Origin of the sequence: Pseudoalteromonas sp. NZS100_1 (assembly GCF_015864285.1) — a bacterium.
Taxonomy (GTDB): domain Bacteria; phylum Pseudomonadota; class Gammaproteobacteria; order Enterobacterales; family Alteromonadaceae; genus Pseudoalteromonas; species Pseudoalteromonas arctica.
Genome location: NZ_JADYXN010000003.1, coordinates 112,384 through 123,768 on the forward strand (window position 1 = coordinate 112,384; position 11,385 = coordinate 123,768).

Here is an 11,385-nt window from a genome sequence, read left to right on the forward strand (position 1 = left end):
AAAGGTGTGCTAGAATATCGACACTTTGATTAAGCGTGGTGTCAGCTAAAAACTGATATAACTTACCACCCCCAAGCCACACTGGAGTTGTGTTGTTTTAATGGAAAATGTACTGATTTGGCCAAAGGAATACCCATTACTTATTAAAGGACTGGTAGAACAAAACGGTGCCTTTATTTTAGATGCTTTGGAAGCTTGGCCTGCTTGTCGTTCTACAAATGAAGACGATGGTGTATGCACCACCGTGTTACCGCCTATTTATTATTTGGCATGGCTAACCCCGCTAGAACCATTTGAAGAATGTTACTTTCAACATATCTCTGAATATGACGAAGACGCACAAGCGTATATTAGTGCGGTTAAAAGCCATTACTACGATAATGAATACACCCCTGAAAGCTTAGTGCTTATGCTATGCCAACGCCTTGAAAAATACGCAAGTGTGGCTGCGCAAAACACCATAGATACGCCACTGTCTTTAGTTGATTTGTTTTTTAGTAAGCGCTATTTCACGTTAATTGAGCATGCGCTAAATAATAACAGTAAGCTTTCGGCAAAGGATACATTAGCGCTTTGGAAAGAAGTTGATTTTAGAGAGCGTTTAAGTGCGTTTATTCCAGAGTCTATTGCTGATTTAGATACTCTTTCTGAACTTGCCAGCGAAAAAGTAGCAGCGGGTAAAGATTATTTTACGTTGCTTACACAGGTTTCTCCTGATGTTGACTCTGTTGTACTGCTAGAAAAAGCATTATTAACGCACCTGCGTAAAAAAACAGCCAAGCAAACAATGGCAATGCGCTTTATTGAGCAAGGCGCTACAGGTGTTCTTGCTGATGAAAACAATAAAACAGCTTTTATGTGGGCCGCCGAAAAAGGCTTTGTAAATGTGGTTGAAACGCTACTTGCAAAGCAAGACAAAAAAGCGGTTGATAATTTAGGTAATACAGCACTTCATTATGCTGTATTTGCTAAAAATGAATCACTTATGGTACTGCTAATTAAAGCCGGATACGACTTTAGAGCGCGCAATAAAGAAGGTTTAAGCTGTTACCGTTTAGCGGTAAGTATAAAAGCCAATAACTTAGTTAAATGCTTAGAACGTGACTTTGGTATTAAAGAGCTTTCGCCAGAAGGGCAGTTTGATCGCATTAAAAAAGTACATGTGCTGCACGCTATCGTCACTATACTGCTGCCTTTACAGTTGTTCTTCTTTTTTGATGAAACACTCTCTATTAAAAGTGAGCTGACGCTGGGTTTAACTATGGCGGCGGTGATTTGTTTTTTCTTTGCAACCACTTTAAAACGTTGCGCGTTATATCCGCATATTAAACACCCTTGGGGTTTATTTGTGCTTAGGGGCTTTTCGTTTATTAGCTTAGTGGCTCAAATAGGGTTAGCGAGCATTGTGGTGCTAGCTGCCTTAAGTGATTTAGTTTAGTCACTTTTAAACAGCTAATAAAAAACGCGCTTAAAGCAATTTAAGCGCGTTTTTTGTATTTATAACCGTTTATGGTTAAGCCTTATTTACCGTGCTCATTTGCTGCTTTTTCTTCAGCTAGTTCTTCTTTAAGCTTACGGATTTTTAACCCCTGCTCTTGTCCGCGATGCCTTGCATAATACGTACAGCCAATAAACATTGAAGAGGCAAATACAAGCTCTAGCAATACCCAAATTAACTCATCTGGCGCTGCCCACAGCATGGTAAGCCCGTGAATAAAATACAGCATTACAACAAAGTTAGCCCACGCATAAGTGTATGTACTGTCTTTAATTATGCCTCTTAACGGCAGTAGTAACGGAATAATAGGCAAAAATAAAGACACTAAACTCGCATTACCATTTAGAGGTGGCACAAAATACATCCACAGTGGAATAAGAACAAGTAAACCTACATAGCCAAATAGTGCGGCACGCTGAAACTTTACTGTAATCGGCTTTTTAGCTGGGTTGTCAGCGGTATTCATTTAAGTTTTCTCGCAATGTGAGTAAGGCGTTTACCAACGCTTTGGCATATTTTAATTTCGTCTTTGCTTAGCTGTGCACTATTAGCGCTGCCAGCAACGTGTGTTGCACCGTATGGTGTTCCACCTGTTTGTGTTGCAAGTAGTTCGGGTACATCGTACGGCACGCCCAGTAGCATCATACCGTGGTGTAATAGTGGCAGAGATAAGTTAAGTAAGGTTGCTTCATTACCACCATGCATACTGCTTGATGACGAAAACACACACGCTGGCTTATCTATTAGCTGACCTTTTAACCATAAGTCGCTGGTAGTTTCCCAAAAGCTTTTAGCTTGAGAGGCCATCATGCCAAATCGCGTTGGCGTACCAAATGCTAAACCATCACAATTTATTAAATCATCTTTGGTTATTACAATGTCGTGCGGATTTTTAGCTACAAAAGTACGCAGCAGGGCAGTTGCGCCTTGTTGCTCAATTGATTCTGCTATTTCGTGAGCCATTGCTTCAACTGAGCCATGGCTTGAGTGGTAAAGTACCACAATGGTTTCGCTCATTATAAAACGCTTAGTACGTTTTCAGGCGGACGACCAATAGCTGCTTTATTGTTATTAACAACAATAGGGCGTTCAATTAGCTTTGGATTTTGTACCATGGCGTCTATTAATGCTGACTCACTGCTTTCATCTTTCAAATTAAGTTCTTTGTAAGCATCTTCTTTAGTGCGCATTAGTTCGCGTACTGATGAAAAACCAAGCTGACTTACAAGCATTGAAATTTGCTCGTGAGTAAGAGGCGTTTTTAAATACTCTACAATATTTGGCTCTACCGCTTTACTTTGCAGTAGCGCTAGCGTTTCGCGCGATTTAGAGCAGCGAGGGTTGTGGTAAATAGTAACAGACATAAAATGATTCCAAAGTGTGAATTGCGTCTATTTTAGGGTAAGCGCTTGCAGACTTAAAGCCTCGCTAGCTCTTTTTGTAAAAGTCGATACTGAGTAAGCAGTGCTTTTAAACGCTGTTGTTTTACAAGTTCTGTTGATTCTACGAAATTAAGCGCTTTTTGGATTTCATCAGCGGCTTTTAAGTAAGCACCATATTGCGCTAATACATCAGCGTTAGCTTCGTGGTAAGAGGCTAATTTATCTTGTTTTTTATACGCGTCAGCAAGGAGTTGTTTACCTAAGTTGTGATCTGGCTTTTCAAGCAAAAAACTCTTTAAAATGTTTTCGGCAAGTTCGTACTGCTCAGCTTCAAGTGCAGCGTTGGCGTAGTTAAGTGTAATCACCTGATTATTAGGACGATACTGATTTAAATCCGCTAAAAATTTAACGGCTTCATCTGCCTTTTTTTGTGCGATGAGTAAATCGGTATGAGTGTCTATATAGAATAGGTTTTTAGGATCGTTTTTTAAAAGCTCATCTAACATTGGCGCTGCTTCATCAAGCTTTTTTTGATCAAGCAAACTAATAGCTAAACCGTATTTTAATGCTGTATTGTTGTAGGTGTTTTCGCGAAGGAGCTTTCTAAATAGGTCTTCCGCTTTTTCTGGTTTGTTGTAATAACGTGCCAGTACGCGACTTTTTGCTAAACTAAACTCAAGGCTCGCGTTTATATGGCGTTGAGGATACTGCTCTGCCCGCAAGCGTACGTCTGATACGCGGCTCTCTGGTAATGGGTGAGTAAGCAAAAACGCAGGTGGCTTGTATTTATAGCGAATTTGCGCTGCAAGTTTAGTTAAAAATTCGCTCGATGCACGTGCATCAAAACCCGCATTATTAAGAGTTTGCATACCTATACGGTCGGCTTCTTGCTCGGCTGAGCGGCTATGCGTTAACTGACTAAAAGCAGACTGCGTTTGGCTCGCTGATATAATGGCAATGCCGGCGTCGGGTGCAACAACTGTTGCCAGTATACCGGCAATCATACCGGCAATGGTCAGCGCGCTGTTATCCTGTTGTTGTTGAATTCTACGTGCTAAGTGGCGCTGTGTTACGTGAGCAATTTCGTGGCCAAGTACAGAGGCAAACTGGCTCTCGTTATCGGCTTGTGCTATTAACCCTGTGTGCACACCTACATGCCCGCCGTAAAAGGCGAAGGCGTTTATTTCTGAGTTGTTTATCCAAAAAAACGAAAACGGAAAGCGCACATCGTTAGCATTAGCCACCAATTTACGGCCAATAGTGGTCAGGTATTCATCCAATACAGGGTCGTTTATAACGGGCGATGAACCGCGTATTTGCATCATCATTACTTCGCCAATAGCTTTTTCTTTTTCAAGTGGCAGCGCTTGTAATGCAGATGTTCCTAAATCAGGAAGAGTAAAGTTAGTTTGCGCTTTTAAAGGTTCGCTTACTAATAAGCTGAACGTAAGCGCGGCACTGCATAAAGTGATAAATGCTGATTTTAGCTGCATTTTATTCCTTGTTAATTGGTTCGCCAATTGCAATTTTGGCTATGTCTATTTCGTCACTGCTTGCACGGCTGTCTTTTTCGCACAATTGGTATAGTTCTTTTATTGTGACTCCATCAAGCTTTACAACGTTCAATTCTCGCTGCAAAAAAGTAATAATTTTATGTACTACTTTATGTGCATGTAAAATAATGGCTTTATCTGCTTTGTCGCCTCGTTCAAAATAAAAGCCAATAAACTTATGTAATTGATTTATTCTGATTAGATTTTTCATTGAATGCGGATCCCACACTCTAAATTCCATAAAGCGATTATCTTTTACGTATTGGTCAACAATAACATCTTTAGCATAAGGCTGTGCCCATAACTCAAAGCCTCTGTCGGTAAATACTTGGTGCAGCGCTATACGTGGCTTATGTTTAGTATGTATTACACCAAAGCTGTCTTCATGGCCTTCTAATAAATCTAAGTTCCAATTGCGTTTATCTATAAGTTGTTTAACTGCATTGTCGAATCCATGATCTAAAATTCCTTCTGATTCGCTTATTGATGAGGCAACAAGATGATAAAAAGGAGGAAGTTCGCCCCAATTAATTTGCTTTTTAAACCAATTAATCTCTTTGAGTGTTGGATTACTGGGTAGTTGCGCTTTATTATGCGTTCCAGGCATTAACTTATCCTTACTGCTAGTTATGCTATAAGGATAAACTATTGCAGGTGTTGTTTTAAGAAAAAGTTACAACGGTTCACGTTTTATAAATACGTAGACCGACAATATGCGACTTATTATTCATTTACTATACGGATAAAGTAGTTATGGTGGAGCGCGATTTAAAAGAGTTTGAGTGTCCTCAGCAATTTGTGCAGTTTAAACTTGCGCTACGAAGTGCACAGTCATCAAAACATCGCATCACCTTTAGTCTTAATAAAGGTGAAAGTGCGAACGATATTGAACGTTTTTTGCAAAAAAATGCTTATAGTTACAATTTTGATAAACAACGTGGGTTGTTATTAGTGGAGCCATTACATGTTTGAATACGTAAAAACATGGTACGAAAGGAAGTTCTCGGATCCTCATTCGTCTACCTTATTATTTTTATTATTGGCCTCAGTGGCCTTACTTTACTTTTTTGGCTCGTTAATTGTTCCTGTGCTTGTGGCATTAGTTATTGCCTATTTACTTGATTGGCCGGTTGTTCATTTAGAGCGTTTTGGTTTAAAACGTTTTAGTGCAACGATTATTGTAATGTTGATATTTATTAGCATTATGCTCACCCTTATTTTGGTTATTGGCCCCGTACTTTGGAAGCAAACCAGTAACTTAGTGCAAGAAACCCCGCATATGTTAGAGCAGGGGAAGTCTTATTTAATCGCTTTACCTGAGCAATACCCAAGTTTAATTAGTATTGAGCAAGTACAGGCAATTGTGGCAACAGTAGAGGCTAAAATAATCGAGTTTGGTCAGGCTGTACTGTCGTTTTCACTAACCTCTTTAAAAGATGTTGTTGCATGGCTTATTTACTTAGTGCTTGTGCCGTTGCTGGTGTTTTTTATGCTTAAAGACAAGCTTGAGTTAACGGGCAGTATCGCTAAACTGATCCCACAGCAACGACGCTTGATTTTGCAAGTGTGGCACGAGATGAATCAGCAAATAATGAATTACATTCGCGGTAAAGTGTTTGAAATTTTGATTGTTGGTGGTGTGTCGTTTATAGCCTTTACGGTTTTAGATTTACGTTACGCTGCGTTACTTGGCGTGCTTGTGGGCTTGTCGGTGTTAATTCCATTTATTGGTGCGGCACTGGTAACTATTCCGGTAGCGGCAGTTGCGCTGTTTCAATTTGGATTAGAAACCCAGTTTTGGACCATTTTAATTATTTACGGAATTATTCAGGCGCTTGATGGCAACGTACTTGTGCCACTGTTGTTTTCTGAGGCGGTTGATTTAAATCCGGTGTTTATAATTGTCGCTGTATTATTTTTTGGTGGCTTATGGGGATTTTGGGGCGTATTTTTTGCCATCCCGTTGGCTTCATTAGTAAAAGCGCTTATAACAGCGTGGTCGTCTACGCATGAAGAGTTGAGTAAAGAAACTACTGAGTAATAGCGTAAACAGATTTTTAGTATAAAAAAGAATAGTAAACGCATCTCTAGTGCTAATTGATTATTACTCATTACCTGTAAATTTATGTACCATTGGTAATAAGATATATTTTTTAGTAATAAGGTGCGTTTTTTAATGTCTGAGTTTTTATTGCACGATGAGCCAGTAAAACAAGTTTACCTTGATGCAAACGCAACGACCCCTGTGTTGCCTTGTATAGCTGATGTTGTTTCTCATACCATGCAAATATGTTTTGGTAATCCTTCAAGCCCGCACATCACAGGCATTCAAGCCAAGCATTTATTAGAACAAACACGCAAAAAAGCACACACGGTTATTGGCGCAACTACTGGCGATATTTTATTTACCTCTGGCGCAACAGAAGGTATTCAAACTGCGGTGGTTTCTACGCTAATAGAGGCTAAAAAACACCCGATTAAAAACCCCGTATTATTATATGGCGCTACTGAGCACAAAGCGGTGCCAAACACACTTAAGCACTGGAATAGCGTACTTAACGTTAATGCTGAGGTACTTGCTATTCCAGTTGATAGCAACGGTATTTTAGATTTAGATTTTATAGCACAGCATATAGATAACGCATTGATGATTTGCACCATGGCCGTTAATAACGAAACCGGTGTGTATCAAGATTTACCCGCTATAGAGCAGGTAATTCGTAGCCGTAATAAAAATGTATCGTGGATGGTGGATTGCGTGCAGGCGCTCGGTAAACAAGCGCTCGCGCTGAGTGATACAACAATAGACTACGCACCTTTTTCGGGGCATAAGCTTTATGCACCTAAAGGTATTGGTTTTTTATATATTCGTAGTGGCAGTGCGTACACACCTTTTATAGCGGGTGGCGGTCAAGAAAGTGGAATGCGCTCAGGCACCGAAAATCTACCCGGTATTGCAGGGTTAAATAAGCTATTTAGTATGTTGCTTGATAAATCAGACGATACATTTAAACCAATTAGCATACTTAACTCTTATCGAAGCCAGTTACAAAGCGCGATAAAAGACACCTTTGGCGATATTACATTCAATCATGATTTTGCTTATAGCGTGCCTACCACACTTAACTTTGCTGTTAACGATTTAACGAGCAAAGAAGTGATTGATTTATTTGACGCTGCGGGCATTCGTGTAAGTGGAGGCTCGGCTTGCAGTACAGGCGCATCAACAAGTTTTGTTTTAGATGCAATGGGTGCAAGTAAGTGGCAAAGCGAAAACGCGATTAGGCTATCGTTTGGACCTGCTGCAACACAACACGATATTGATGATGCTTGTGTGCGTATTCGCGCTCTTAAAGCAATACTACAGGCAAACTGTTTAATCGTATCTGACAGCACCACACCACAACAAGAAGTATGCGCACTGGGCCTTACTCAATTTAGGCACCAAGGTGCATGTAGTTGGCTTTATGTGAGCGATGATAAACACGCTGTAATTATCGATCCTATTATTGAGCTTATTCCGCGCTTTGAAAAAATAGCTAATACACAAAACTTAACTATATCGGCGGTGCTTAATACTCATCTGCATCAAGAGCGAGAGTCAGCGACTAATTTACTAACCAGCGTTCTTGACTCAAGAGTTATAAAAGGTGAGGTTGATTCGCTAGGTTGGCCGCTAAATACAGCAAGTATTAACTTGGCAAACGACGTACTTGAAAAAGTAGTTACACCTGGGCACAGCAAAGACAGTGTAAGTTATTTATTAAAAAACAGTAATGGCGAAACGCGTTACTGTTTTTGTGGTGATTTAATACTGCCTGCAGGGCTTGGCAATACATCGCTTATAGGTGGGGATGCAAAAGCAATGGCACGCTCTATTTTAGCAATGAGCGAGCAACTTAATAGCACCAGCATTATTTGCTCAGGGCACGATTACCAACAATGTTTTGCCATGAACTGGGCTGTACAGCAAAACCAAACACCATTACTTGATGCGTTAGTGAGCGGCAGTATTTCAGTTGATGAATTTGCAATACAAAAACAGCAGTACGACGCTTCAAAACAAGTAGATAACACGCAATTGTGTGGTTATGTAAATGCGTTACCTGAGGTTGATACACAGCAATTAAATTTTGATGACGCTAAAGTAATGTTAAACACCAGCGATACATATTTAATAGATACTCGGGAGCCGTATGAGCATGGAGCAAATAATGTTACTCAGTTATTTAATACGCTAGATGAAAAAACATTAAATATACCACTTAGTAGAATGGCAAATGCGGTATTTGAAGGGCAATTAAACAAAAATAACAAGTACATTTTATTATGCCGTAGTGGTAACCGCTCAAAAATTGCTGCAACTAATTTAATGCAACTAGGATACAAAACGGTTTATAACCTAAGTGGCGGGTTAGCGCTTAGTAATTAAACAAAGATTGTAATTTATACAAAATCGGCTTTAGGGCCGATTTTTTTGTTTTTAAGGTTTATTTGCTCGCAAGGTAAACAAGCCCTAGGGCCTGTTGACCTTTCAGGATTAAAATTTGTTCAATCTAGGGGCTATTTAATCGCGGCGTGAGGTTTGTAACCTAGTGGGCTAAGTAAAAACCGAGTAACAAAGAGTAAATTGCCCCTAGGCAGAACCCTTCGGGCAGCGCATGTTTGGCATTTATTCCACGTTATCGCCTATTTATGGGGAATAACCACACTACATAGGCTCTGCCTTGCCTAAATGCCAAACACACTGCTGCAAATTTAACTTCGAAAGATAAACAGGCCCTAATAATTAGTGAATAACTATAAAAAGTAATTATTGTGCTTATAAAAATTCATTAATATTTCATTTTGATTGATTAAGCTATCCCGTTGCCTTTAAAATTGCGGGTAAATTAATTTATAAAATTTTTATGATACCGGTGTCAAAAGCTAAAAATTGCGTTATCATCGGCATCTAAAATTATAAAAACAACACTTTTTTGCATTTTTAGCTATACTATCGGCGCTTAATTTTAGTGTAAATAAGCAGTGTTAAGAGTTTTGCTTTTATAAAAAACATTTTTAAATCAATTGATTGAAAAACTAGAGGATATTTCCATGTCTAACCGAACGCAACTAACAAGTTGGCAAGCACTAGAACAAAGTGCAGCTAAGATGAAACAAACACATCTGAAAACGTTATTTGCACAAGATGACACGCGCTTTTCTCAGTTTTCGACTCAAGTATCAGGCGTATTATTCGACTATTCTAAGCAACTTATTGATAACGATGTTTTTGATAACTTAATGTCGCTTGCTAAAGAATGCGATATTGCATCGTGGCGCGATAAAATGTTTAGCGGTGAAAAAATCAATATCACCGAGGATCGCTCAGTACTACATACGGCACTTCGTAATCGTGCTCACACTCCATTAATAGTGGATGGCGAAAACGTAACACAAGCCGTAGACAACGAATTAGCTAAAATTAAAGTGTTTGTAGAAAAAGTTCGTAGCGGTAAATGGTTAGGCTATACCGGTAAAGCGGTAAAAGATGTTGTAAGTATTGGCGTAGGTGGTTCTAACCTTGGCCCACAAATGGCAACCGAGGCATTAAAAGCACTTGCTGATGATACGTTAAATGTTCATTACGTATCTAATGCTGACGGTGTACAAATTTCGTCTATATTAAAAGCCATTGACCCTGAAACAACATTATTTGTTATTTCGTCAAAAACATTTACTACGTCAGAAACTATGACAAACGCTAAAACAGCGGTTGACTGGTTTTTACAAACAACAAAAGATGAAAGTACAATTGCAAAACACTTTGTTGCAGTAAGTACAAATTTAGAAAAAACGGCAGCCTTTGGTATCAGCGACGAAAACGTATTCACTATGTGGGATTGGGTTGGCGGTCGCTTTTCACTTTGGAGTGCGATAGGCTTACCAATTGCTTTATATTTAGGCTACGACGCCTTTGAAGCAATTTTAGAAGGCGCGTTTGAAATAGACGAGCACTTTAAATCTGCGCCGTTTGAGCAAAATATACCATTAATTATGGCGTTGCTTAGTGTATGGAATACGAGCTTTTTGGGCTACACAGCGCAAGCTATATTACCGTACGACCAAGCACTGCATATGTTGCCTGCGTATTTACAGCAAGGCGAAATGGAAAGTAACGGTAAACACGTTAACTTTGCAGGCGAAACGGTACCTTATACTACAGTTCCAATTATTTGGGGCATGACGGGTATTAATGGTCAGCACGCGTTTTATCAGTGTTTACACCAAGGTAATGTAATTGTACCTGCAGATTTTATTGCATCAGTTAAACCACAAGTGAATGTTGATAAGCATCACGATATTTTATTATCAAACTTCTTTGCACAAACAGAAGCGATGATGAGTGGTGTAGATGCAGCGCAAGTTACTGCTGATTTAACCGCTAAGGGTAAATCGCAAGCAGAGATTGATGAGTTATTAAATCATAAAATTCATCAAGGCAATCGTCCTACAACGTCTATGCTATTAGATACAGTAGATGCTAAAACAGTGGGCCGTTTAATTGCACTGTATGAGCATAAGATATTTTGCCAAGGCATTATTTTAGAAATATGTTCGTTTGACCAATGGGGTGTAGAACTGGGTAAAGGTTTAGCATCTAAAATTGAGAGTGAACTTACTGATGAAAGCGTTAAACACGCTCATGATAGTTCGACAAACGGCTTAATGGCGTACTACAAACAAAACCGTACGCAGTAAAAAATTCGCTTACGCAAGTAAGTAAACCGAGTACCTTTGAACGGGTAGCGCTGGAGTGCTTAGGGTCTGTATTTTTGTGAGAGGAGATACAGGGCCCCTAAGGCTCATTTAATAAGCGCAATGATAAAAATAATAATAAATCATCGATACAGAACAATTCAGCAGGCTTTTATTTAAATACAGCTATAAAAGCCATCTAATCTAGCAA

General features: G+C 39.4%; 10 protein-coding genes. 5 read left to right on the forward strand and 5 right to left on the reverse strand.

Annotated features, from left to right (window positions below):
- Positions 1-100 precede the first annotated feature (100 nt).
- Positions 101-1,438 (forward strand): ankyrin repeat domain-containing protein, encoded by a 1,338-nt coding sequence (locus tag I6F66_RS03065; protein WP_165728196.1) that lies wholly within the window; start codon positions 101-103, stop codon positions 1,436-1,438.
- Positions 1,439-1,520: 82 nt separating this feature from the next.
- Here the strand turns inward: I6F66_RS03065 and I6F66_RS03070 are convergent, their stop codons facing one another.
- Genes I6F66_RS03070 through I6F66_RS03090 form a run of 5 tightly spaced genes read right to left on the reverse strand, consistent with a single transcriptional unit; the run spans position 1,521 to position 5,040 of the window.
- Complete coding sequence (locus I6F66_RS03070) at positions 1,521-1,964, reverse strand: DUF2069 domain-containing protein (RefSeq protein WP_024608624.1); 444 nt, start codon at positions 1,962-1,964, stop codon at positions 1,521-1,523.
- A complete protein-coding gene (gene wrbA, locus I6F66_RS03075) occupies positions 1,961-2,515 on the reverse strand; it encodes an NAD(P)H:quinone oxidoreductase (RefSeq protein ID WP_165728198.1) in 555 nt (184 codons plus the stop codon). The genes I6F66_RS03070 and wrbA overlap by 4 nt, the downstream gene beginning before the upstream one ends.
- Positions 2,515-2,862, reverse strand: coding sequence for an arsenate reductase (glutaredoxin) (gene arsC / locus I6F66_RS03080; RefSeq protein WP_165728199.1), 348 nt, complete (start codon positions 2,860-2,862; stop codon positions 2,515-2,517). Before arsC ends, wrbA begins: the two co-directional genes overlap by 1 nt.
- Before the next feature lie 53 nt (positions 2,863-2,915).
- Positions 2,916-4,373 (reverse strand): M48 family metalloprotease, encoded by a 1,458-nt coding sequence (locus I6F66_RS03085; RefSeq protein ID WP_197118895.1) that lies wholly within the window; start codon positions 4,371-4,373, stop codon positions 2,916-2,918.
- Between the two features lies 1 nt (position 4,374).
- Positions 4,375-5,040, reverse strand: coding sequence for a hypothetical protein (locus I6F66_RS03090; RefSeq protein WP_165728201.1), 666 nt, complete (start codon positions 5,038-5,040; stop codon positions 4,375-4,377).
- Positions 5,041-5,186: 146 nt separating this feature from the next.
- On the opposite strand from I6F66_RS03090, the gene I6F66_RS03095 reads away from it, so the two are divergent.
- The 4 genes from I6F66_RS03095 to pgi all read left to right on the forward strand — a co-directional run bounded on the left by I6F66_RS03095 (position 5,187) and on the right by pgi (position 11,177).
- Positions 5,187-5,405, forward strand: coding sequence for a hypothetical protein (locus I6F66_RS03095; protein WP_165741202.1), 219 nt, complete (start codon positions 5,187-5,189; stop codon positions 5,403-5,405).
- Positions 5,398-6,474, forward strand: coding sequence for an AI-2E family transporter (locus I6F66_RS03100; protein WP_197208773.1), 1,077 nt, complete (start codon positions 5,398-5,400; stop codon positions 6,472-6,474). The genes I6F66_RS03095 and I6F66_RS03100 overlap by 8 nt, the downstream gene beginning before the upstream one ends.
- Before the next feature lie 135 nt (positions 6,475-6,609).
- Positions 6,610-8,865 carry an aminotransferase class V-fold PLP-dependent enzyme gene (locus I6F66_RS03105; RefSeq protein WP_197208774.1) on the forward strand — a complete coding sequence of 752 codons (2,256 nt, stop codon included), beginning with the start codon at positions 6,610-6,612 and terminating at the stop codon, positions 8,863-8,865.
- A 665-nt stretch (positions 8,866-9,530) separates the two neighbouring features.
- The gene (pgi, locus tag I6F66_RS03110) at positions 9,531-11,177 is read left to right on the forward strand and encodes a glucose-6-phosphate isomerase (protein ID WP_197208775.1); all 1,647 of its coding nucleotides are present in this window, start codon (positions 9,531-9,533) and stop codon (positions 11,175-11,177) included.
- Positions 11,178-11,385 lie beyond the last annotated feature (208 nt).